Annotated in this window: 22 protein-coding genes; 12 read left to right on the top strand and 10 right to left on the bottom strand. The window is 61.0% G+C overall.

Features of this window, described 5'->3' with window-relative positions; genetic code table 11:
* Positions 1-31 precede the first annotated feature (31 nt).
* The 7 genes from ubiA to HDE75_RS20925 all read left to right on the top strand — a co-directional run bounded on the left by ubiA (position 32) and on the right by HDE75_RS20925 (position 4,195).
* The gene (ubiA, locus tag HDE75_RS20895; protein WP_183680083.1) at positions 32-886 is read left to right on the top strand and encodes a 4-hydroxybenzoate octaprenyltransferase; all 855 of its coding nucleotides are present in this window, start codon (positions 32-34) and stop codon (positions 884-886) included.
* A 128-nt stretch (positions 887-1,014) separates the two neighbouring features.
* Positions 1,015-1,368 (top strand): ElaB/YgaM/YqjD family protein, encoded by a 354-nt coding sequence (locus tag HDE75_RS20900; protein ID WP_183680085.1) that lies wholly within the window; start codon positions 1,015-1,017, stop codon positions 1,366-1,368.
* A gap of 69 nt (positions 1,369-1,437) precedes the next feature.
* Positions 1,438-1,824 carry a phage holin family protein gene (locus tag HDE75_RS20905; protein ID WP_183680087.1) on the top strand — a complete coding sequence of 129 codons (387 nt, stop codon included), beginning with the start codon at positions 1,438-1,440 and terminating at the stop codon, positions 1,822-1,824.
* Positions 1,821-2,186 (top strand): hypothetical protein, encoded by a 366-nt coding sequence (locus tag HDE75_RS20910; RefSeq protein WP_183680089.1) that lies wholly within the window; start codon positions 1,821-1,823, stop codon positions 2,184-2,186. Before HDE75_RS20905 ends, HDE75_RS20910 begins: the two co-directional genes overlap by 4 nt.
* A 95-nt stretch (positions 2,187-2,281) precedes the next feature.
* Positions 2,282-2,842: a DUF3455 domain-containing protein gene (locus HDE75_RS20915; RefSeq protein ID WP_183680091.1), complete on the top strand. Its 561-nt coding sequence runs from the start codon at positions 2,282-2,284 to the stop codon at positions 2,840-2,842.
* A gap of 91 nt (positions 2,843-2,933) precedes the next feature.
* Positions 2,934-3,491, top strand: coding sequence for a sigma-70 family RNA polymerase sigma factor (locus HDE75_RS20920; protein WP_183680093.1), 558 nt, complete (start codon positions 2,934-2,936; stop codon positions 3,489-3,491).
* Positions 3,488-4,195 (top strand): anti-sigma factor, encoded by a 708-nt coding sequence (locus tag HDE75_RS20925; RefSeq protein WP_183680095.1) that lies wholly within the window; start codon positions 3,488-3,490, stop codon positions 4,193-4,195. Before HDE75_RS20920 ends, HDE75_RS20925 begins: the two co-directional genes overlap by 4 nt.
* A gap of 4 nt (positions 4,196-4,199) precedes the next feature.
* Here HDE75_RS20925 and proC read toward each other — a convergent pair whose 3' ends face one another.
* Positions 4,200-5,030 (bottom strand): pyrroline-5-carboxylate reductase, encoded by an 831-nt coding sequence (proC, locus tag HDE75_RS20930; RefSeq protein ID WP_183680097.1) that lies wholly within the window; start codon positions 5,028-5,030, stop codon positions 4,200-4,202.
* Between the two features lie 15 nt (positions 5,031-5,045).
* Positions 5,046-5,747 carry a YggS family pyridoxal phosphate-dependent enzyme gene (locus HDE75_RS20935; protein WP_183680099.1) on the bottom strand — a complete coding sequence of 234 codons (702 nt, stop codon included), beginning with the start codon at positions 5,745-5,747 and terminating at the stop codon, positions 5,046-5,048.
* Between the two features lie 81 nt (positions 5,748-5,828).
* Between HDE75_RS20935 and HDE75_RS20940 the strand changes: the two genes are divergently transcribed.
* The 4 genes from HDE75_RS20940 (at position 5,829) to HDE75_RS20955 (ending at position 10,782) form a co-directional block, all read left to right on the top strand.
* Positions 5,829-6,872, top strand: a complete 1,044-nt coding sequence (locus tag HDE75_RS20940) for a type IV pilus twitching motility protein PilT (RefSeq protein WP_183680101.1) — start codon at positions 5,829-5,831, stop codon at positions 6,870-6,872.
* Between the two features lie 5 nt (positions 6,873-6,877).
* Complete coding sequence (locus tag HDE75_RS20945) at positions 6,878-8,008, top strand: PilT/PilU family type 4a pilus ATPase (protein WP_183680103.1); 1,131 nt, start codon at positions 6,878-6,880, stop codon at positions 8,006-8,008.
* A gap of 1 nt (position 8,009) precedes the next feature.
* Positions 8,010-8,495 (top strand): glutathione peroxidase, encoded by a 486-nt coding sequence (locus tag HDE75_RS20950; RefSeq protein ID WP_183680105.1) that lies wholly within the window; start codon positions 8,010-8,012, stop codon positions 8,493-8,495.
* A gap of 187 nt (positions 8,496-8,682) precedes the next feature.
* The gene (locus tag HDE75_RS20955) at positions 8,683-10,782 is read left to right on the top strand and encodes a putative bifunctional diguanylate cyclase/phosphodiesterase (protein WP_183680107.1); all 2,100 of its coding nucleotides are present in this window, start codon (positions 8,683-8,685) and stop codon (positions 10,780-10,782) included.
* Here the strand turns inward: HDE75_RS20955 and glcF are convergent.
* From glcF to HDE75_RS20970, 3 genes are read right to left on the bottom strand one after another with little or no spacing between them, the layout of a single operon-like run.
* On the bottom strand, positions 10,763-12,004 hold the full coding sequence (glcF, locus tag HDE75_RS20960) for a glycolate oxidase subunit GlcF (protein WP_183680109.1): 1,242 nt from the start codon (positions 12,002-12,004) through the stop codon (positions 10,763-10,765). The two genes, HDE75_RS20955 and glcF, sit on opposite strands and share 20 nt — an antisense overlap.
* 6 nt (positions 12,005-12,010) lie before the next feature.
* Positions 12,011-13,081, bottom strand: a complete 1,071-nt coding sequence (glcE, locus tag HDE75_RS20965; RefSeq protein WP_183680111.1) for a glycolate oxidase subunit GlcE — start codon at positions 13,079-13,081, stop codon at positions 12,011-12,013.
* A gap of 17 nt (positions 13,082-13,098) precedes the next feature.
* The gene (locus HDE75_RS20970; RefSeq protein ID WP_183680113.1) at positions 13,099-14,601 is read right to left on the bottom strand and encodes an FAD-linked oxidase C-terminal domain-containing protein; all 1,503 of its coding nucleotides are present in this window, start codon (positions 14,599-14,601) and stop codon (positions 13,099-13,101) included.
* Positions 14,602-14,716: 115 nt separating this feature from the next.
* Between HDE75_RS20970 and HDE75_RS20975 the strand changes: the two genes are divergently transcribed.
* Complete coding sequence (locus HDE75_RS20975) at positions 14,717-15,271, top strand: cob(I)yrinic acid a,c-diamide adenosyltransferase (protein WP_183680115.1); 555 nt, start codon at positions 14,717-14,719, stop codon at positions 15,269-15,271.
* 339 nt (positions 15,272-15,610) lie between these two features.
* On the opposite strand, the gene HDE75_RS20980 is transcribed toward HDE75_RS20975, so the two are convergent.
* From HDE75_RS20980 to HDE75_RS21000, 5 genes are all read right to left on the bottom strand, one after another.
* Complete coding sequence (locus HDE75_RS20980) at positions 15,611-15,997, bottom strand: glutaredoxin family protein (protein ID WP_260174242.1); 387 nt, start codon at positions 15,995-15,997, stop codon at positions 15,611-15,613.
* A gap of 585 nt (positions 15,998-16,582) precedes the next feature.
* On the bottom strand, positions 16,583-18,724 hold the full coding sequence (locus HDE75_RS20985; protein ID WP_260174241.1) for an FUSC family protein: 2,142 nt from the start codon (positions 18,722-18,724) through the stop codon (positions 16,583-16,585).
* Between the two features lie 123 nt (positions 18,725-18,847).
* The gene (gene dxs / locus HDE75_RS20990) at positions 18,848-20,716 is read right to left on the bottom strand and encodes a 1-deoxy-D-xylulose-5-phosphate synthase (protein ID WP_183680117.1); all 1,869 of its coding nucleotides are present in this window, start codon (positions 20,714-20,716) and stop codon (positions 18,848-18,850) included.
* The gene (locus HDE75_RS20995) at positions 20,717-21,628 is read right to left on the bottom strand and encodes a polyprenyl synthetase family protein (protein WP_183680119.1); all 912 of its coding nucleotides are present in this window, start codon (positions 21,626-21,628) and stop codon (positions 20,717-20,719) included.
* Positions 21,625-21,876 carry an exodeoxyribonuclease VII small subunit gene (locus HDE75_RS21000; RefSeq protein ID WP_183680121.1) on the bottom strand — a complete coding sequence of 84 codons (252 nt, stop codon included), beginning with the start codon at positions 21,874-21,876 and terminating at the stop codon, positions 21,625-21,627. Before HDE75_RS21000 ends, HDE75_RS20995 begins: the two co-directional genes overlap by 4 nt.
* Positions 21,877-22,088: the final 212 nt, after the last annotated feature.

The following is a 22,088-nucleotide window of genomic DNA, read 5'->3' on the forward strand; positions in this document are numbered from 1 at the left end:
GGCGTTTCTCTTCAACAAGATTGAGTTACCCATGAATAAGCTGGCGCTGTATTTCCGCCTGATCCGGCTCGACAAGCCGATCGGTACCGTGTTGCTGCTGTGGCCTACCCTGTGCGCGCTGTGGCTGGCGCAGCAAGGTCTGCCGGACTGGCGTCTGATCCTGATCTTTACCCTCGGCACCTTCCTGATGCGTTCAGCAGGCTGCGCCATCAATGACTATGCGGACCAGGATATCGACAAATTCGTCAAGCGCACGGCCGAGCGCCCGATTACCAGCGGACGCATCAGCGGCAAGGAAGCGCTGGCGGTGGCCGGCGTGCTGACCCTGCTGGCCTTTTGCCTGGTACTACCCCTCAATACGCTGACCAAGCAATTGTCGGTGGCCGCCGTCATCATCGCCGCCACCTACCCTTACTTCAAGCGCTTCTTTGCCATCCCGCAAGCCTACCTGGGCATCGCCTTCGGCTTCGGCATCCCGATGGGCTTTGCCGCCATCACGGGCGCCGTACCCGTGGTTGCCTGGCTGCTGCTGTTGGGTAATGTGTTCTGGGCCGTAGCCTACGATACGGAATACGCGATGGTCGACCGCGATGACGACTTGAAGATCGGCATCAAGACCTCAGCCATCACCTTTGGCCGCTATGACGTGGCCATCATCATGTTTTGCTACGCTGCTTTCCTGCTGCTGTGGCTTGCCTGCGGCTGGTATCTGGGCTTGCGCGGATGGTTCGTGGCAGGCTTGCTGGTCGCTGCCGGTTGCGCCGTTTACCACTACACCTTGATACGCGCACGCGAGCGTATGCCGTGTTTTGCAGCATTCCGGCATAATAACTGGCTAGGAGCAGCAGTATTTGCGGGCGTAGTCCTCGATTTTGCTTTCCGCTAGCCATCCAAGCTGGCTGACAGCCCGTTTCGACGGTGGCCTAGGTTCCCGTTGAGACGGCGCAAGACAGCGTCGCCGCTGCTGCCTACACTGGTATTTCATTGTGCAGTTTCACTTCCATGAGGTAATACATGAGCTCAACACATACCGGCAAATCCAATAGCGAAAAAGTCCTGGCCGATGCCGACAAGGCACGCGACAAACTGATCGGCGACCTGAAAGACGTCATCGACGAAGCCGAAGGCTGGCTGGACGGCGCTACCGGGCAGACGGGCGAAAATATCAAGGCCGTCAAGGAAAAATTCCTGGCCACCGTGGAAACGGCCAAGCGCGACTTGCGCAAACTGGAAGAAGACCTGGTGCACCACACCAAGAAAGCAGCCAAGGCCACCGACGACTACGTGCAAGACAATCCCTGGAAAGCAGTCGGTGCGGGCGCCGTGGTCGGCGTGCTGTTCGGCTTGCTGCTGTCGTCACGCCGCTAACAACGCATACACAGGCGGCCTGGCCGCCATCTCGACTGGCCTGATTCATCCTGACGCGAAAGGCAGCCCATGGCAATCGCTCATCATGTCGCGCAAGTCGCAGCCACCATCGCCGCCATTGTCCAGACCCGTCTGGCTTTGGCGGCGGTGGAAGTAGAAGAAGAGTCGCTGCGCTTTCTTACCTATCTGGCGCTGGCCATGCTGGCACTACTGTGCCTGTTTGTCGGCCTGGTATTGCTGATCTTTATGGTCATCGTGCTGTTCTGGGATACCCACCGTATCGCCGCCATCGGCCTGACGGCCGCCGTCTTCATCATTGCCGCCATCGCCACCTTGCTGGGCGTGCGGACCAGTTTCCGCAGCAAGCCCAAATTGCTGTCGTTCACCATGGCAGAACTGAACAAGGACCTGGAAGGCTTGCAAGCCTTGACGCGCCGCGGATCGGAGCCATCATGACCACGCATCCCACCAAATTGGCGCGGCTCAGCAGCGCCGCAAGCCTCGCAGAGCGGCGCGATGCGCTGGTGGCCGAATGCGCGCTGCAGCGCCTGGCCCTCGATGTGCAAACCCGCCAATTGCTGGAGCCGCTAACAGCCGGCAATCTGCGCCATACCCTGGCCACCCGCTTCAAGGTGCCGCTGATGATAGGCGGCGCCATTGTGGGCTTGCTGCTGGTGCGGCCGCGCCGCTTCGTGCCGGTGCTGCTGGCCGGGGCGTCGCTGCTGAAACACGCCAACACCGCCCTGCCATTGATACGCACGGTGCTGGAACGCGTCGGCAAAAGAACGCCGCCACGGGTGGAACGGCCGCCGCCATAAATATTTTTTCTGAACTGCATCCAAACGTTCTCCTAGCGGGTAGTACAGGTATCAGCCAACCGGGCTGACATCGTTACCACCGCCAGGAGACCGCCATGACACCACGCGCCAACGTACTGCACACGCTTCCATCCACCTTGACCCTGCTATGTACCGCCGCACTGCTGTCGGCCTGCGCCCCCATGGGTGCGCGCTACTCGCAAGCCCAATTGCCTGCCACCGTACAAGTGCCTGACGGCCATCAGGTGGCATTGCAGACTGTGGGAATCGGCAAGATCGCCTATGAGTGCAGGGCGAAAAAAGATGCTGCTGGCCACGAATGGGCTTTCGTGGGACCGGACGCGGCCCTGAACAACCGCAGCGGCATGCAGGTCGGCACCTATGTCGGTCCACCCGCCACCTGGGCCAGCCTCGATGGCTCCAAAGTAACGGCCACACAGGTGGCGGTCGCACCGGCCGGCGCCGGCAATATCCCGTATCAACTGGTGAAAGCCAATCCGGCCATCGGCAGCGGCGCCATGGTGGGCGTCACTTACATCCAGCGCGTGGCCACCAGCGGCGGCGTGGCGCCGGGCAGCAGTTGCAGCGCGGAAACAGTGGGCGCCAAACAATGGGTGCCCTATCAAGCTGATTATATTTTTTGGAAAGCAGCATAAGGAGTGGGAACTGAACGGTTGGCAAAGTGTTTCTGACCTATAATCATTTTCAATTTACCAACCGTACTACTCCTGAGCGATTGCGCCAACCTTGCCGACACCTGCCGCCAATTTCGATTACGACGCCACCCTGCGCGCCTGTGCCCGGGGCGAGCAGCTGGCATTGCATCAGCTATACCAACAGGAAAGCCGCTACCTGCTGGGTGTGGCTCTGCGCATCGTGCGCCAGCGGGCACTGGCCGAAGACGTGCTGCATGACGCTTTTCTCAGCATCTGGCGCCGCGCCGGCAGTTTCGACGCTACGCGCGGCAGCGGCAAGGGTTGGATCTATGTGGTGGTGCGGCACCAGGCATTGAACCTGATGCGTGCCCGCGCCCATGAAATGTCGGCCGACGAGGATACCGTGGAAACCCTGCTGCAGCAACGCCAGGATGATGACCCCGGCGAGAGCTATGTCTTGCAAGCCGGGATGGGCAGGCTGCACGATTGCCTGGGCCATCTTGAAGCATCGAAGCGCCATTCCATCCTGTACGCCTATGTCGATGGCTGTTCCCACAGCGAAATTGCGCAACGCCTGCAAGCGCCGCTAGGCACCGTCAAGGCCTGGGTCAAGCGGGGCCTGGCCGCCTTGCGGGAGTGCATGGGATGACTGACAATGATGATCTGCAAGGCCTGGCCGGCGAATATGTACTGGGCACCCTGCCACTGGATGAACGGACCGCAGTGGCACAACGTTTAGCAAACGAACCCGCCTTGCGCGAGGCTATCGACGCCTGGGAACAGCGCCTGCTGCCCTTGACGGCGTTGGCGCCGCCACAAGAACCGTCAAGCCAGTTGTGGCCACGCATCAGCGCCAGCCTGTTCACGCCAGAAAAAGTACGCCAGGCAGGCGGCTGGCAAGCATGGTGGAATAATCTGGCTTTCTGGCGGATACTGGCCGGCGGCGGCCTGACAGCGGCACTCGCGCTGGCCGTGACGTTGACCTTGCAAACGCAGGATACGACCGGTCCCGGCTATCTGGTGGTGCTGGTGGCGCCGCAAGACAAGGCGGCCGGCTGGATTGTGCAGGCCGGTAGCCGGGGCGGCCGCGATCTGAGCCTGATCCCGCTGGGCTCAACTTCCGTGCCGCAGCAAAAAGCCTTGCAGTTCTGGACCAAGGGCAAGGATTGGGGCGCGCCTGTCTCGCTGGGCCTGGTACAACCGGGCCAGACCGTCAAGATGAATCTGGATAAGCTGCCGCCGCTGCAAGCGGAGCAATTGTTTGAAATCACCCTGGAGCCGGCCACCGGTTCGCCGACGGGCCGGCCGACGGGGCCGGTGCTGTATATCGGCCGCGCCGTCAAAGTGATGTGAGGAGTTACTTTCCCAGTTCGTCGCCCATTTCGCGGCCCCGCTCGGCCGCCGCCTTGACCGCCTTGACGATGGCCGCCTTCACGCCGCTCTCTTCCATGCTGGTGAGAGCGGCATAGGTGGTGCCGCCTTTCGAGGTGACGCGCTCGCGCAAGAGCGACACGGCTTCCGTCGACTGCGCCGCCAGCTGCGCTGCGCCGGTAAACGTGGCGATCGCCAACTGCGTACCCTGCTCCGCCGTCAAGCCCAGTTCGCTGGCCGCTTGCTGCATCGCTTCGATAAAGTAAAACACATACGCCGGGCCGCTGCCGGACACCGCCGTCACGGGGTCGATCTGCGCTTCGTCGTCGAGCCAGACGGTGGCGCCCACCGCCTGCAAAATGGCGTCGGCCTGGGCTTTTTGCGTAGCCGTCACGCCGCTGCTGGCCACCAGCCCCGTGATGCCCATGCCGATCAAGGCGGGGGTATTGGGCATGCAGCGCACGATGGCGGGGTAATTACCTAGCCAGCGCGACAGGTCCGTGGCGCGGATGCCGGCCGCGATCGACAGCACCAGCGGCTGTTTTTCCGCATGAATGAATGGCAGCAATTGTGCCGTCACTTCTTTCATGCTTTGCGGTTTCACGGCCAGCACGATCACGTCGACGGCACGTAAAGCATCGCCGGCGCTGCTGGCCGTGCTGACGCCGAATTGCGCCTGCAGTTTTTCCAGCGCCGGGGCATGCGGGTCGATCACGTGGATATTGGCGCCAGCCGTCAACTTGCCGGCCAGGCCCGCGATCAGGGCTGCCGCCATATTGCCGCCGCCCACAAATGCTATTTTCAATGCTGTCGTCATGGCTACTCTTTCAAATCAGGAATAATTTCGGGAACCAAAGATCGCGCTACCCACGCGTACGATGGTGGCGCCTTCCAGCACGGCGGCGGACAAATCGGCGGACATGCCCATCGACAAGGTATCGAGCGCCAAGCCTTCTGCGCGCAACTGTTCATACAGCGCGCGCAGCCGGGCAAACGCGGCGCGCTGACGGGTCAGATCCGTTTCCGGCTCCGGTATCGCCATCAAGCCGCGCAGCCGCAGTTTCGGCAGTTGCGCCACCGCACGCGCCAGCGCCGGCAATTCCGCGGGTGTGACGCCGCTCTTGCTGGCTTCACCGCTGATATTGACTTGCAAACAGATATTCAAGTCTGGCAAGCCATCGGGGCGTTGTTCGGATAAGCGCACGGCAATCTTTTCGCGCTCGACCGTATGCACCCAGTCAAAATGTTCGGCGATGGGACGGGTTTTATTACTCTGGATGGGGCCGATAAAATGCCATGTCAGTACCGTTTGCGGCAAGCTGGCTTTCACAGCGGCAATCTTGTCGAGCGCTTCCTGCAGATAGTTTTCGCCAAATGCCGTCTGGCCTGCTTGCACCGCTTGCAGCACGGCGTCGGCACCAAAGGTTTTCGATACGGCTAGCAGAGTGACGTCTTGCGCTGGGCGCTGCGCCTCGTCAGCCGCCTGCGCGATACTGCCGCGTACGGCTTGCAAGTTCTGTTCGATTGTGGACATAATCATTTTCTAGTGGATTCGGGCAGAGGCTAGCTTCATCAGCCAGGTCGACAGCCCATATTGCAGGCACAGGGATTATAAATGGACATTTCCGAACTACTCGCATTCTCCGTCAAGAACAAGGCATCCGATTTGCATCTGTCGGCCGGCTTGCCGCCGATGATACGGGTCAATGGCGATGTGCGCCGCCTGAACGTGGCGCCGCTGGAGCACAAGGAAGTGCACGGCATGATCTATGACATCATGAACGACAGCCAGCGCAAGGCCTATGAAGAAGCGCTCGAATGCGATTTCTCATTCGAGATTCCCGGCCTGGCCCGCTTCCGCGTGAATGCCTACAACCAGGAACGGGGCGCCTCGGCCGTGCTGCGCACGATCCCGTCGAAAGTACTGACCCTGGAAGAACTCAATAGTCCGCGCATCTTCGGCGAACTGGCGATGCGCCCGCGCGGCCTGGTGCTGGTGACGGGGCCGACCGGTTCCGGCAAGTCGACCACCCTGGCGGCAATGGTCAACCATGTCAACGAACGGCTCAACCATCACATCCTGACGATAGAAGACCCGATCGAGTTTGTGCATGAACCGAAGAAATGCCTGATCAACCAGCGCGAAGTGGGATCGCACACGCACTCGTTCAGCAATGCCTTGCGCTCGGCCCTGCGCGAAGATCCGGACGTCATTTTAGTGGGTGAATTGCGCGACCTGGAAACCATCCGTCTGGCGCTGACGGCGGCGGAAACAGGCCATCTGGTGTTCGGTACCCTGCATACCTCGTCGGCGGCAAAATCCATCGACCGCATCATCGACGTGTTCCCGGCAGAAGAAAAGGAAATGGTGCGGGCCATGCTGTCCGAATCCTTGCAGGCGGTGATTTCGCAAAACTTGCTGAAAACCAAGGATGGCACGGGTCGCGTGGCCGCCCATGAAATCATGCTGGCCACGCCAGCCGTGCGTAATCTGATCCGCGAAGCCAAAGTGGCGCAGATGTATTCGGCCATCCAGACGGGCAGCAGCGTGGGCATGCAAACCCTGGACCAGTGCCTCTCCGACCTGGTGCGGCGCGGCACGATTTCGGCGGAAACGGCGCGCACGGCCGCCAAGTCGCCTGAAAACTTTCCAGGGTAAGCCGCATGGACGATAGTTTGCAAACGATGCATAGCTTGCTGGCACAGATGCGCGAACGCGGCGGCTCGGACCTGTTCATCACAGCCGGCTTTCCGCCCGCCATCAAGCTCGATGGCAAGCTGACACCGCTGTCTGCCGAACCGCTAGCTGCTGCCCAGGCCAGTGCCTGCGTGCGCGCCGTCATGAACGAGCGGCAAGCGGCCGACTTCGAAACCAGCCGCGAAGCCAATTTCGCCATCAGCCCGGATGGCCTGGGGCGCTTCCGCGTGTCGGCTTTCGTGCAAATAGGACAGGCAGGCATGGTATTGCGCACGATCAATACCGCCATCCCCAAGCTGGACGCGCTGGGCTTGCCCGCCATCCTGCAAGACGTGGTGATGAGCAAACGAGGGCTGGTCATCATGGTAGGCGCCACCGGTTGCGGCAAGTCGACCACGCTGGCCGCCATGCTGGGCCACCGCAACGAACACAGCCACGGCCACATCATCACCATCGAAGACCCGGTGGAATTCATCCACCCGCATGGCAATTGCATCGTCACCCAGCGCGAAGTGGGCGTCGATACGGAAGACTGGGCCACGGCCCTGAAAAACACCTTGCGCCAGGCGCCCGACGTGATACAGATCGGCGAAATCCGCGACCGCGACACCATGGACCACGCCATCGCATTTGCCGAGACAGGCCATCTGTGCCTGGCCACCTTGCACGCCAACAACGCCAACCAGGCGCTGGACCGCATCATCAACTTTTTCCCTGAAGAACGGCGCCAGCAATTGCTGATGGATTTGTCGCTCAATTTGAAGGGAGTCATCTCGCAGCGCCTGATTCCAGCGAGCAATGGCAACGGCCGCAAGGTAGCGATGGAAATCCTGCTCAATTCGCCGCTGATGAGCGAGCTGATCTTCAAGGGCCAGGTGCATGACATCAAGGAATTGATGAAGAAATCGCGCGAACTGGGCATGCAAACGTTTGACCAGGCCCTGTTCGAGCTGCATGAAGCAGGATCGATCAGTTACGAAGACGCCTTGCGCAACGCCGATTCTGTCAACGACCTGCGCCTGGCGATCAAGCTCGACGGCAAATCCAGCTCTGCGTCCAATGCGGCGCAAGGCCAGGCATCGTGGGGACTGCTCTGAGATGACGAACATTCATGATTTCCAGGCAGATAGCCTCGACGGCAAGCCTGTCGACCTGGCACAATACCGGGGCCAGGTACTGCTGATCGTCAATACGGCCAGCGCCTGCGGCTACACGCCACAATACCAGGGGCTCGAAGCGCTCTACCGCCGTTATCACGACCAGGGCCTGGTGGTGCTGGGCTTTCCCTGTAATCAATTCGGCGGCCAGGAGCCCGGGGCCAACGCAGAGATCGGCGCCTTTTGCGAAAAAAACTTCGGCGTCAGCTTTCCCCTGTTTGCCAAAATCGATGTGAATGGCAGCGACGCCCATCCCTTGTTCCAGCAATTGAAACAGGCGGCGCCCGGCATCCTGGGCACCAAGGCCATCAAATGGAATTTCACCAAATTCCTGGTGCGCAGGGATGGCAGCGTCTTTGAACGTTATGCCAGCGCCAGCAAACCGGAAAAATTGGCAGCAGATATCGAAAAATTGCTAGCGGAATAGGGGGCAATTAGATTAATTTTAAACAACTATGATGCAAAATCAATAAATTTGATTTTATTTAAGGATTGCCGTCAATATTGTGTTCCAAATGGCAATTTTTCGGTGATAATGTTTGCACAATTATTCGCAGATATCGATCAAAATAACGATGCCAGTCTTCGGGAAAATACTATCTTCATGGATGCGGATGGGGTCTTATTCCCGCCTCTTCATTCCCATTTCCCTGTTGATCATTAGCGTATCGGCGGTTCGCTATCAAGCCTTGCTGAATCAGGAAACGGCGCTGGCCACTTCGCACTATCAAAGCGAGGCGCGCCAGCTTGACCTGTACCTGGCCAATACGGTGCTGCCGCTGGCAGTGCAGACGGACTTGCGTAGCGTGCCGCGCGTGCTGCGCAGCGCCCTGCCGCTAAACCACAACCTGTCTTCTATCCGCTGGGACAACGCTGGGGAACATACCGAAGTGCTGCCCGACACCTCGCCCGAGGAACAGCTTGCCGCCAGCGTGCCTGCATGGTTCGCGCGCCTGACGGGCATCACGGCGATTAACAGCAGGCTGACGGTGGCACTGCCCGGTGGCCAGGATGCCATCCTCGATGTGCATTACAGACCCGACCTGCCCTTGCTGCAGGTATGGAACCGCGTGCGCCACCAGGCCGTGATCAGCGCCATCAATATCACCCTGATCTTTGTCTTGCTCAGCCTGATACTGGCCTCGCATCGCAAGCTGCTGGCGCGGCTGACCATGGCCACCGAACGTTTCCGCAGCGGCGACTTCACGATCCGCATGGCGGACGGCGCCACGCCGGAAGAGCAAGCCGTATCGCGCTCGTTCAACAGCATGGCGGGCGATATCGGTAACATGCTGTCTTCGCTGCAAGCGAGCCAGAAACGGCTGGGCGAGCAGTTGAACGAGACGGTGCACATGCAGAAGGCGCTGCAAAAGATGTCCTGGCAAAACTACAATGATGTGCTGACCGGACTGCCTAACCGGGCTGCGCTGGCGGCCCGCTTCGAGCAGGAACTGTTCATCTCGCGCGAGCGCCAGCGGCTGCTGGCCGTGTGCCTGTTCGATCTCGACCATTTCCAGAGCATCAACGACCGCCATGGCGCCGAAGCAGGCGATGAAATCCTCAAGCAGGTGGCGGCGCGCCTGCATGACTTCACGGGACAGGTGCACTATGCGGCGCGCCTGGGCGGCGATGAATTCGTCATGCTGCTATGCGGCCAGGCCAGCATCGCCACGATCGAACAGAATGTCACCTTGCTGATGCAGGAATTGAGCCGGCCCTACCAGTGCGACCAGCAAGCCTTGCACATGACGGCCAGCGCCGGCATCGCCGTCTACGCGGGCAAGGAACTCAATGCAGAAAGCTTGCTGCGCCAGGCCGACCACGCCGCCTACCAGGCCAAGCTGACCGGACGCAATCAATACCACTTCTTCGACACCAACCTGGACGAGGAAGTACGCACCCACCACAACCAGCGCACGGAAGTGCGCCATGCCCTGATCAATGGCGAACTGCGTCTGTATTACCAGCCCAAGGTGAATATGCGGGCCGGCACGGTGGTGGGCATGGAAGCGCTGCTGCGCTGGCAGCATCCGCGCCGCGGCGTGCTGGCGCCGGCGCAGTTCCTGCCGCTGGTGGAGCAAACCGATCTGATCATCGATATCGGCGAATGGGTGCTGCGCCAGGCCCTGTGGCAAATGCAGCGCTGGATCGCTGCCGGCCAGCACTGGGTGGTCAGCGTCAATATCGCGGCGCGCCACTTCCAGCAGCCCGATTTCGTCTCGCGCCTGAAAACCATCCTCGGCGAATTTCCCGGCGTACGCCCCAGCATGCTGGAACTGGAAATCCTCGAATCGTCCGCCCTGCACGATATCGAGCACGTGCGCCGCATCATCCGCGCCTGCCAGGCGCTGGGTATCACCTTCGCGCTGGACGACTTCGGCACCGGCTATTCCTCGATGTCCTACCTGAAGCGCCTGCCGGCCAACATCGTCAAGATCGACCAGAGCTTCGTGCGCAATATGCTCAACGACCACGACGACCTGCACCTGGTGCGCGCCGTGATCGGCCTGGCCCGCTCGTTTTCGCTGACGGTGATTGCCGAAGGGGTGGAAAGCATCGAACACGGCGCGCGCCTGATCCAGCTGGGCTGCGACCTGGCGCAAGGCTATGGCATCGCCCGCCCGATGCCGGCCGACGCCGTGCTCGATTGGGCGGCCAATTTCGTGCCGGCGCCGCAGTGGCGCGTGGCCCAGTTCACTGAAACGCCGGTTTAAGAGCGGCGTCGATCAATTCTATCCAGTGCCGCACGGGCGTCTGCGTGCCCGACTGCAGATGGTTCAGGCAGCCGATATTGGCCGACACGATCACGTCCGGCGCACATTGCGCCAGGTTCGCCAGCTTGTTGTCGCGCAGTTGCTGCGACAGCACCGGCTGCAGCATCGAATACGTGCCGGCCGAACCGCAGCACAAATGGCTGTCAGCGCACAGCACCACATCAACGCCGACGGCGCGCAGCACCTGTTCCACCTTGCCGCGGATTTGCTGGCCATGCTGCAGGGTGCAGGGCGGGTGATAGGCTACGCGCCCGGTGATCTTCCCCTGCACCAGCGCCGCCAGTTCCGCCTCAAACGCCGGCATGATTTCGGATAAATCGCGGGTCAGCGCCGCAATGCGCCGCGCCTTGTCCGCGTAGACCGGATCATGGGCCAGCAAGTGGCCATATTCCTTGACCGTCAAGCCACAGCCGGACGCCGTCATGACGATAGCTTCCACCGGCGCGGCAGTGTCCACATACGGCCACCAGGCGTCGATATTGCGGCGCATATCGTCCAGCGCCGCTTCCTGCTCGTTCAAATGGTGGCGCAGCGCGCCGCAGCAGCCAGCCTTGGGCGCGGTGATCAATTGCACGCCCAGCGCATCGAGCACACGCGCCGTGGCCGCATTGATATTGGGCGACATGGCAGGCTGCACGCAGCCATCGAGCAGCAGCATGGTGCGGACATGGCTGCGCGTGGGCCATTGCCCCGGCGCCGCACCGGGGCGCAATTTGTCTTGCAAGCCTTTCGACAGCAAGGGCCGCAGCGCCTGCCCCACTTTATAGGCGGGCGTAAACAGCCAGCGGCGCGGCAAGGCTTGTGCCAGCGCATAACGCAGCGCCCGTTCACGCAGGGGCCGCTGCACCCTCTGCTCGACCACGTTGCGGCCGATATCGACCAGGCGGCCATACTGCACGCCCGAGGGACAGGTCGATTCGCAGTTGCGGCAGGTCAGGCAGCGGTCCAGATGCGTCTGCGTCTTGCTGGTGACTTCTGCGCCTTCCAGCACCTGCTTGATCAGGTAGATGCGCCCGCGCGGGCCATCAAGTTCGTCTCCCAGCAACTGGTAGGTCGGGCAAGTGGCGGTGCAAAAACCGCAATGCACGCAGGCGCGCAAAATCGCTTCAGCCTCCATGCCTTCGCGCGTGTGCTTGATGAAATCGGCGAGATTGGTTTGCATGCGCCCTCAGTACATTCTGTGTCGGTTGAAGATGGAAGCGGGGTCAAAAGACAGCCGCAAGCGCTGGTGTATCTGGGCCACGGCTGGCGCCAAAGGGTGGAACACGCCCACTGACTTGTCGCCGCCACGGAACAGCGTGGCGTGGCCACCGGCGGCCGCCACCGTCTGGCGGATACGCTGCGCGCCTGCCACATCGGCATCGCCATCGAGTTTCAGCCAGCGCTGCGCCCCGCCCCATTCGATCAATTGCCGCCCTTTCAGGATCACGGCGCTGGCCTGCGGCGGCAAGGACAAACGCCACAAGCTGCCCGCACCGGAAAAGAAGGCATGTGTCTGTTCGCGCAAGGCAGCCCAAAACAGCAGCGCCTCGGATGACTCCACCACCTCGCCGCCCAGGGTGTGCAGCGCTTCGGCCACGGCCGCGTCGGCGCCCGACAGGCGCACGCTCAGGACATCGTCATGCCAGCAGCTGGCGGCAATCGGCAAGGGCTTGCCGGCCCATTCATTGAGCAGGCGCAACGCCGCGATCTCGGCGCATTCCAGGCGCACGGTGGCCTCGCGCAGCGGCAAGGGCAGCACTTTCAATGACACTTCAAGGATCAGGCCCAGGGTGCCCAGCGAGCCGGCCAGCAGGCGCGAGACATCGTAGCCGGCCACGTTTTTCATCACCTGGCCACCGAAAGCGAGGCGTTCGCCCCGGCCATCCATCAGCACGGCGCCCAGCACGAAATCGCGCAGCGCGCCGGCCGAGGAGCGGCGCGGACCGGACAAGCCGCTGGCCACCACGCCGCCGATGGTGGCGCCAGGACCGAAATGCGGCGGCTCGAAGGCCAGCATCTGATTGCGCGCGGCCAGCGCCGCTTCGATCTCTGCCAATGGCGTGCCGCAGCGGGCCGTGATCACCAGTTCCGTCGGCTCGTAATCGATGATGCCGGCATACGCGCGCGTATCGAGCAGCTCGCCTTCCAGCTGCTGGCCATACCAGTCCTTGCTGCCGCCGCCGCGCAGGCGCAACGCTGTACCGGCGGCGCTGGCGGCCACGATGGTTTGCCTGAATTGTTCCACTATCGCTTGCAAAGAAGTCTCCAACACAGTTAAAAACGCGGCAAGCCGGCAAACGGCAGGCGCCCCGCCGTGACATGCATCTTGCCGAATTCGGCGCAGCGGTTCAGGGTCGGTATCGCCTTGTCGGGATTGAGCAAGCCATGCGGATCGAAGGCCCGCTTGACGGCAAAAAACGCGTCCAGTTCGGTCCGCGTAAATTGCAGACACATGGAGTTGATCTTTTCCATGCCCACGCCATGTTCGCCCGTGATGGTGCCGCCGACGGCCACGCACAGGGCTAGGATATCGGCGCCGAACGCTTCGGCCCGTTCGAATTCACCAGGCTGGTTTGCATCGAACAAAATCAGTGGATGCAGATTGCCATCGCCCGCGTGAAATACGTTCGCGCAGCGCAAGCCATGCATCTGCTCCATCTGCGCGATGCCCGTCAAGACTTCGGCCAGTCTCTTGCGCGGGATGGTGCCATCCATGCAGTAGTAGTCGGGCGAGATGCGCCCAGCGGCCGGAAACGCGTTCTTGCGGCCCGACCAGAAACGCATGCGCTCCGCTTCCGACGTCGAGACGGTAATCGCGCTGGCGCCCGCCCCTTCCAGCACTGCCGTCATGCGGGCGATTTCCTCTTCCACTTCGGCGTGCGTGCCATCGGCTTCGCACAGCAGGATGGCAGCTGCATCGGTGTCGTAACCCGCTTTGACAAACGGTTCGACCATGCGCGAGGAAGTCTGGTCCATCATTTCCAGGCCGGCCGGGATGATGCCGGCAGCGATCACGCTGGCCACCGCATTGCCGCCCGTGACCACGTCGCCGAAAGACGCCATGATGACCCTCGCCGTGGCCGGTTTCGGTATCAGCCTGACCGTCACTTCGGTGACGATGCCCAGCATGCCTTCGGAGCCGATCAAGACGGCCAGCAGGTCGAGGCCCGGTGCGTCCAGCGCTTCGCCACCCAGTTCAATGATGTCGCCAGCGATGGTGGCTACCCGTACGCGCAGCACATTGTGCACCGTCAGGCCATACTTCAAACAATGTACACCGCCCGAATTTTCCGCCACGTTGCCGCCGATGCTGCAGGCGATCTGCGACGAGGGATCGGGCGCGTAATACAGCGCGTATTGCGCGGCCGCCTCGGAAATGGCCAGGTTGCGCACGCCCGGCTGCACCACGGCGATGCGCGCATAGGCATCGACACGCACGATGCGGTTCAGGCGCGCCGTCGATAGCACCACGCCATCGACGATCGGCAAGGCGCCGCCGGACAGGCCCGTGCCGGCGCCGCGCGGCACAATCGGCACGCCAAGTTCGCGGCACACGCCCAGGATGGCGATCACCTGTTCTTCCGTGTCTGGCAAGGTGACCACCATCGGTAACTGGCGGTAGGCGGCCAGGCCATCGCATTCATACGGGCGCGTGTCTTCGGCGTCAGACAACACGCAGCGGGCGGGCAGCACGGACAGCAAGGCGGCGACCACGGCTTGCTGGCGCGCAGCTGTACTCAATGCGTTCAGTTGCGGAGCTGGTACGGCATTATGCATAAGATAGTCCGGCAAGATGATCTTGCAACGATTGTAAGCACAAAAGCTATAGTCATCGCATTTTTTTGCGCAGATGCCGTATGCTGCCCTCATTCTTCACAACACAAGGCACAAGATGGGCAAGCGACTCTCGAAAATCGCCACGCGCACGGGCGACAATGGCAGCACTGGCCTGGGCGACGGCAGCCGCACCAGCAAGGACAGCTTGCGCATCCACGCCATCGGCGACGTGGATGAACTCAATTCCCACCTGGGATTGCTGCTGTGCGAAGCCATGCCCGACACCCTGCACGGCGAACTGGTCGCCATCCAGCACGACCTGTTCGACCTGGGCGGGGAACTGTGCATCCCAGGCTACCAGTTGATCAAGGAAGAACATGTGTTGCGCCTGGACGCCATGCTGGCCCACTACAATGCGGACCTGCCCGCCTTGACGGAGTTCATCTTGCCGGCCGGTACGCGCGCCGCCTCGCTGGCCCACGTGTGCCGCACCATCTGCCGCCGCGCCGAGCGCAGCATCGTGGCGCTGGCCAATGCCGAAACCATCCACGAGCATCCGCGCCAATATGTGAACCGTTTATCGGATTTGCTGTTTGTGCTGTCGCGCGTGCTGAACCGTTTTGGCGGCGGTGGCGATGTGTTGTGGCGCCATGAGCGCACACGGGGATAATCGGGGAAGCTGGCCTGTCCAGCGTACTGGCAGGCCCGCACAATCTTGATTTACGGCAAATACGGATCGCAACTCTTGTAGCAGATCTGGTGAATCTTGGTGCAGGCACCGGTCGACTTTGGACGGTCAATCGTGCACTGTATCAGATCATCATCGCACTGCGAATAACATGCAGCCTCACCGCCACCAGCGATGGCATACGAGGCACTGACACCCATGGCAAATAGAAAGAAACCCAACTTTTTAAACATGATATCCCTTTGTAGTAGTGGCGAAGAAAAAATCGCAACACGCCGCCTTTTTCCATGCTGCGACTAAAGATCAATAGGGCAGCTGGAATCAGCCGGCGATTTTCTTGAGGGCAGCCTGCAACGCATCGGCGTTATAGCCCTGGATCTTGCGGTTGCCGATCAGGACCAGCGGTACGCCGCCTCCGCCCAATGCTTCGTGGGCTTTCTTCGCTTCCGGCGATTTTTCGATATCGAGATCGACGAATTCAATCTTGTTTTCTTTGAAGTAAGCGCGCGTCTTGGCGCAATAGCCGCACCAATCGGTGCCATATAAAACCACTTTGCTTTGCGGATTCGGGAAATAGGCGGCGTAATTGCCTTCCACGTAATTCGACTTGAACAAGCCAGGCAACAGGGACAAGCCATAACCGCTGCCCAGGCCGGCAGCAAGTATTACGATATACAGCGCTGTGGTTTTTAATTTTTTCTGCATCATGCTTGTTCCTGAAAAACAATATGCAACAGCCATATGCAATGGCCCATACCAGATTTATTTAAAAGAAAATAGGGAATAATGCTAATTATTAGCACATCATTCCCGCCTGCCTAGAAGACAGGCATCTTGATTTAGCCGCAGGTTTTCAAACAAGCCTGGTAGTTATGACTGCAGAAGGGAGAGCTGTCACCATAAATCATCTTGCATTCTGTCAGTTCTTCCTCGCAGACATAGCAGTTGTTAGTCGCTGCCATGGCATACGAAGCACTCAATCCCAGGGTAAAAATAAAAGCTGCAATCTTCTTCATTCATTCCTCGCCGTGTTTTAGCCATGAACAGAAATCAATCATGATTTCATCTTATTTTCATACTACAAAAACAAATATAGTCCTCACTTATTTTAGAGTCAATATTTCTTTTTCAGATAGAACGTTCATGAAAATATTTTTTCAACAAGAGAAAAATGTGATGTTTTGAGAGATTTAAAGGAGAGTATGTCTATACAATAATGCGCGTCTTGCAATGAAAACAGGCTGCAAAAGCAGCCTGTTTACTCACCACGTATTACCCTGCTGAAAGACGAGCCTATTCGGCACCGTAACTTGCCGCAGCATGAGGCGCCATCTTTTTCGCGTGCAGATGTTCACGCAGCAATCCTCGCAGCAATTGCACATGTGCCACGGCATCAGCTTGCAAGGCCGTCAAACTTTCCGTATTGCATAGGTCAGGCGCCAGCGCATCGGCATCGCCGCGCAGCAGCGCGTCGATTTCGCTACTGACTACGCTGATCCAGCGCTGCAATTCTGGCGGGGCTGGCTCGGCCTGCGGACTCAGACTGATACGCGCCGTGCTGCCTGCCACGCGGCGCAGCAAGGGCAAGGTGGACATGGCGGCCAGGCCCATGCCCGCGCTGCGGCCCAGGCGGCGCTCGATGCGCAGGCGCTGCACCACTTGCTCTGCATTGTTGCTGGCCAGCCCCGCTTCGCGGCGCAAATGCGCAATCGATTTGTCCCATTTGCCGCCGGCCGCCATCACGCCCAGCAGGTATTGCAGATTCGCCGACACAGCCTCGGTCAGGCGCTGGTCCAGGTCGTCTGCCTCGCGGTCTGGCCACAGGAAAAACGTCGCCAGCAGGGCCAGCACGCAGCCGAGCACGTTGTTGCCCAGGCGGCTCAGCGCATACACCATCTCATTGGCAGGCGCCGCATAGTCGGCCACCAGCACGAAGGCCGGCGTCATGAACAGCACATGCAAGCCATAGTTGACGCGGCGCAAGGCCATGGTGGCCACGATCAAGGGGAACACCACCAGCGAAATGGCCAGCGGCGTATGGATCACCAGGCCGATCAACACGGCCAGCAAGGCGCCCAGCACACTGCCCGCCACCCGCTCGATGCCGCGCGGCCAGGTGGTCGACACGGAGGGCTGCAATATCAGCAAGGTCGCCATGGTGGCCCAATAGCCAAACGGGATATGCAGCATTTCGACCAGCATGAAACCGGCCGTGGTCGCCAGCGACACGCGCGCCGCATGGCGCCAGCTCAGGGAACGGGGTGTGGCGTTAACCTTCAGCGTTTGCCACGCTTGTCCCAGCGACAGCAAGGCTTGCTCGCGCCATGGCAGCTCGGTGGCGCGCGCCATGCCCAGGTCCATGAATTCCACGTTCAGGCGCAGGGGCAACAAGGCGCCCAGCGCCGCTTCGAGGCGCCGCCCGCACGCGGTCAGGCGGCGCTGCAAGTCCAGCGGCGCCACATCGGGCTGGCGTTGTACCGACAAGCCCAGTCGCCGCAGCAGCACCGCCATCGCTTCCAGGCTGCGCCGCGCACGCGGATCATGGCGCAGGCGTGGGCGTTCGCGCTCGCAGGAATGCGTGACGGCGATCAGGTAGGCGAAGATGCGTTCGGCGTCGCTGAGCGCCAGCAGCAGGTTGTCGTACAAGTCGCCACGGCCCGCGCGCGCTGGCGGCACGGCGGCCAGCGCCACCCGCGCCGCTTCCAGCGCGGCGCGCGCCTGCGAACGGTAGCTGGCGCCATGCGCGCCAGTGCCGTCCTGTTCAGTGTCCCGTTCCAGATAGCGCGCATTGTCGCGCGCGATACCGGCCAGCCGTGAATAGGCAGCGGCCACGGCGCGCCGGGCCGGCACAAACGGATGGATGCGCCAGACGGTAAAACTGAGTACGGTAGCAAACACGCATCCAAACAGATACAGGCCCAGGAATGGCGCGCTTTGCGTCAAGGAATGCAGCGGGTGGGTGACCATCACCACGCAGGCGGTGGCCGCCAGGATAGACACTTGCGCCGTGGCCGCGCCCCAGATGCGGGCCAGCGCGCCAGCCCAGGAAAACAGCAGTACGGCGATGGCCGCCATCAGCAGGCCATGGCCGGCCGCCAGCGCAGCCAGTCCGCCCACCACGGTCGATAGCAAGCCGAATCCCAGCATCGACACGAAACGCATGCGCCGCGTGCCGGCCGCGTCGGCCAGGCAAGTCCAGAAGGCGCCGATGGCGGCCCAGGCAAAATCGGGGTGGTTCAGTAGCAGCCCCAGCAGCAACACGGCGCTGGCGGCGCACGCGGCGCGCAAGCCTTCGGACAGATTGGTTTCGTCGATGGCCAGGGTCACCATCCACAGGGGACGGCGCTGTGCCAGTTTGTCGCTCAATACATGCAGCGCCGTCACAAGCCGGCTAGTCGAGGTGCGCGCGCGGCGATGGAGTTTCCTGAGTCGCAAGGTCAGCTTCGTTTAGGATGAAAACAGGATCGTATCATTGCCGCGACACAAAATGTTGCAGTGCAGCGTAAACGTGGAGCCGATGCGAAAAAAAAGCGACACCGCAGTGCCGCTTCCGTTTGATCAGCTGACCACCGCCAGCCGTGGCGCCGTGTCGCCAAAGCGCTGGGTAATCGATGCCGCGATACCCGCGCCATCGAGGCCCACGCTTTTCAGCAATTGCACAGGGTCGCCATGGTCGATGAACTGGTCGGGCAAGCCCAGCATCAGGACAGGCTTGACGATGCCTTCCGCCGCCAGCGCTTCGGCCACGGCCGAACCGGCGCCGCCCATGATGCAGCCCTCTTCCACCGTCACCAGGTAATCATGCTCGGCGGCCAGTTGTTTCACCAGCGCTACATCGAGCGGCTTGACGAAACGCATGTTGGCTACCGTGGCGTCGAGTTGCTCGCCCGCTGCCACACCAGGCGCCACCATCGAGCCGAAGGCCAGGATGGCGATGCGCTTGCCTTGGCGCTTGAGCTCGCCCTTGCCGATTTCTATACTCGTCAACTCAGGCACGATGGCTGCGCCAGCACCGGCGCCGCGCGGGTAGCGGATCGCTGCCGGGCCCGGATAGTGGTAGCCCGTGGTCAGCATCTGGCGGCATTCGTTTTCGTCTGACGCAGCCATGATGACCATGTTTGGAATGCAGCGCAGGAAGGCCATGTCGTAGTTACCGGCGTGCGTGGCGCCGTCCGCGCCCACCAGGCCGGCCCGGTCCAGCGCAAACGTCACGTCCAGGTTTTGCAGCGCCACGTCGTGGATCAGCTGATCGTAGGCGCGCTGCAAAAAGGTCGAGTAAATGGCGACCACCGGCTTCAAGCCTTCGCAAGCGAGGCCTGCCCCGAAGGTCACCGCGTGCTGCTCGGCGATACCGACGTCAAAGTAGCGGGCCGGGTATTGCTGCTCGAACTTGACCATGCCCGAACCCTCGCGCATGGCCGGCGTGATGCCGACCAGGCGTTTATCGTGCGCCGCCATGTCGCACAGCCAGTTGCCGAACACTTCGGTGTAGGTCATCTTGGCCGGCGCCGTGGCCGGTTTGATACCCTCGGCCGGATTGAACTTGCCGGTGCCGTGGTACAGGATCGGTTCCGCCTCGGCCAGCTTGTAGCCTTGGCCTTTTTTAGTGACCACGTGCAGGAATTGCGGACCTTTCAGCTGCTTGATGTTTTGCAGGGTCGGGATCAGCGAATCGAGGTCGTGGCCATCGATAGGGCCAATATAGTTAAAACCGAACTCTTCGAACATGGTGGCAGGCACCACCATGCCCTTGGCGTGTTCTTCAAAGCGTTTCGCCAGTTCCAGCACAGGGCCGGGCAGCACGGACTTGCCGACGTTTTTCGCGGCCGCATAGAACTGGCCCGACATCAGCCGTGCCAGATGGCGGTTCAGCGCGCCCACGGGCGGCGAAATCGACATATCGTTATCGTTCAGGATCACCAGCAGGTTGATGTCTTCCTGCACGCCCGCATTGTTCATCGCTTCGAACGCCATGCCGGCCGTCATCGAACCATCGCCGATCACGGCAATCGCGTGCAGCGGATCGCCCTTGATCTTGGCTGCTTGCGCCATGCCCAGGGCCGCCGAGATCGACGTCGAGGAATGCGCCGTGCCGAAGGTGTCGTACTCGCTTTCATCGCGTTTCGGGAAACCCGAAATGCCGTCGCGCTGGCGCAGGGTATGCATGCGGTCGCGGCGGCCCGTCAAAATCTTGTGCGAATAGGTCTGGTGGCCCACATCCCACACGATGCGGTCGTGCGGCGTATTGAATACGTAATGCAGGGCGACAGTCAGCTCGACCGTTCCGAGGTTGGACGACAGATGGCCGCCCGTCTTGGACACGGAATCGAGCAGGAAACTGCGCAATTCCTGCGCCAGCGGCGTCAGTTGCGAACGCGCAAGCTTACGCACTTGCGCCGGTTCATTGATGGTTTCTAACAGTTTCATTTATGCCTTCCGCTGCACGACCAGGTCTGCCATCTCGCGCAGGCGGCGTGCCTTGTCCCCAAATGGCGCCAGCGCCGCATGGGCGTCGCACCGCAATTGTTCTGCCAGGGCTTTCGATGGCTCCAGCCCCAGTATCGATACATAGGTCGGCTTGTTGGCCGCCGCATCCTTGCCTGCCGTCTTGCCCAGGGTGGCGGAATCGGCAGTGGCATCGAGCACGTCGTCGACCACCTGGAAAGCCAGGCCCACGGCGCGCGCATACGCGTCCAGCGCCGCCAGTTCATCTTGCGTGACATCCTTGCCGGCCAGCGCACCGAGCACCACGGCTGCGCGCAGCAAGGCGCCGGTTTTCAACTGATGCATCTGTTCCAGCTGCTGCAAGCTCAAGGCCAGGCCCACGCTATCGAGGTCGATCGCCTGGCCACCGCACATGCCGGCGGAACCCGAGGCTTGTGCCAGCAGCCGTACCATCGCCATTTGCCGCGCCGGTGGAATCGCCGCGCCTTCGGCCAGCAGCATGAAAGCCTGCGATTGCAGCGCATCGCCTACCAGCAGGGCCGTTGCTTCATCGTAAGCGATGTGCACGGTGGGTTTGCCACGGCGCAATGCATCGTCATCCATGCAAGGCATATCGTCATGCACCAGCGAATACACGTGGATCATTTCCAATGCGCAAGCAGCGCGCGCCAGAGTGTCCACATCGGCGTCAAACAGTTCGCCAGCGGCGCGCACCAGCAAGGGACGCACGCGCTTGCCACCGCCCAATAGCGCATAGCGCATGGCAGCGTGCAGCTTGTGCGGCACGCTGTCCGCCGATGGTAAAAATTGATCTAACTGGCCCTCTACCTGCGACTGGGTCGCTTGCATCCAGTCGCCAAAGGTCAAACCAAAGTTATCCGGGCTGGCCGTCATTGTGCAGCCTCGCCATTATCCGTAAACGGTTTCAACAAATCGGCTTCCAGGACTTTGACCTGGGCTTCGACACCGTCGAGCTGGGCTGCGCAATACTTGACCAGTTCCGAGCCGCGCTGATAGGCCGCGACCGACGCTTCCAGCGGCAGCTGACCCGCTTCCATTTGCGTTACCAGCTGCGCCAATTCAGCCATAGCCTCTTCAAACGAGGCCGGCGGGGCGGCAGCGGCAGTTAATTTCTTCGACATAAACTCTGTTCTCTTTGTGGCAAGCAGGGACTGATCAGTAGACGGCGTGGATGCCCGGCCAGCATGGAAGCGTTATTTTAGAACAAACCACAGTCTTAAGTGAAAACTAAAGCGTGAATGCAGCGTGAACCACGCTCCCGTGTCACGCTAAAAAGAAGAGATAGTTTCATCTTGTGCATGGATTTTAGCGTAAGCGCCCCCACTTACAGGAA

Source organism: Janthinobacterium silvisoli, assembly GCF_014200725.1.
In the GTDB taxonomy this organism is placed as follows: Bacteria; Pseudomonadota; Gammaproteobacteria; order Burkholderiales; family Burkholderiaceae_D; genus Janthinobacterium.

Coding starts and splice junctions, on each gene's coding strand:
- HDE75_RS20910 (WP_183680089.1), top strand. CDS start 1,821: ATGACCACGCATCCCACCAAATTGGCGCGGCTCAGCAGCGCCGCAAGC.
- HDE75_RS20940 (WP_183680101.1), top strand. CDS start 5,829: ATGGACATTTCCGAACTACTCGCATTCTCCGTCAAGAACAAGGCATCC.
- HDE75_RS20935 (WP_183680099.1), bottom strand. CDS start 5,747: ATGTCCACAATCGAACAGAACTTGCAAGCCGTACGCGGCAGTATCGCG.
- dxs (WP_183680117.1), bottom strand. CDS start 20,716: ATGAAACTGTTAGAAACCATCAATGAACCGGCGCAAGTGCGTAAGCTT.
- HDE75_RS20905 (WP_183680087.1), top strand. CDS start 1,438: ATGGCAATCGCTCATCATGTCGCGCAAGTCGCAGCCACCATCGCCGCC.
- ubiA (WP_183680083.1), top strand. CDS start 32: ATGAATAAGCTGGCGCTGTATTTCCGCCTGATCCGGCTCGACAAGCCG.
- HDE75_RS20945 (WP_183680103.1), top strand. CDS start 6,878: ATGGACGATAGTTTGCAAACGATGCATAGCTTGCTGGCACAGATGCGC.
- HDE75_RS20955 (WP_183680107.1), top strand. CDS start 8,683: ATGGGGTCTTATTCCCGCCTCTTCATTCCCATTTCCCTGTTGATCATT.
- HDE75_RS20915 (WP_183680091.1), top strand. CDS start 2,282: ATGACACCACGCGCCAACGTACTGCACACGCTTCCATCCACCTTGACC.
- HDE75_RS20995 (WP_183680119.1), bottom strand. CDS start 21,628: ATGACGGCCAGCCCGGATAACTTTGGTTTGACCTTTGGCGACTGGATG.
- proC (WP_183680097.1), bottom strand. CDS start 5,030: ATGACGACAGCATTGAAAATAGCATTTGTGGGCGGCGGCAATATGGCG.
- HDE75_RS20950 (WP_183680105.1), top strand. CDS start 8,010: ATGACGAACATTCATGATTTCCAGGCAGATAGCCTCGACGGCAAGCCT.
- HDE75_RS20900 (WP_183680085.1), top strand. CDS start 1,015: ATGAGCTCAACACATACCGGCAAATCCAATAGCGAAAAAGTCCTGGCC.
- HDE75_RS20975 (WP_183680115.1), top strand. CDS start 14,717: ATGGGCAAGCGACTCTCGAAAATCGCCACGCGCACGGGCGACAATGGC.
- glcF (WP_183680109.1), bottom strand. CDS start 12,004: ATGCAAACCAATCTCGCCGATTTCATCAAGCACACGCGCGAAGGCATG.
- HDE75_RS20980 (WP_260174242.1), bottom strand. CDS start 15,997: ATGATGCAGAAAAAATTAAAAACCACAGCGCTGTATATCGTAATACTT.
- HDE75_RS20925 (WP_183680095.1), top strand. CDS start 3,488: ATGACTGACAATGATGATCTGCAAGGCCTGGCCGGCGAATATGTACTG.
- HDE75_RS21000 (WP_183680121.1), bottom strand. CDS start 21,876: ATGTCGAAGAAATTAACTGCCGCTGCCGCCCCGCCGGCCTCGTTTGAA.
- HDE75_RS20970 (WP_183680113.1), bottom strand. CDS start 14,601: ATGCATAATGCCGTACCAGCTCCGCAACTGAACGCATTGAGTACAGCT.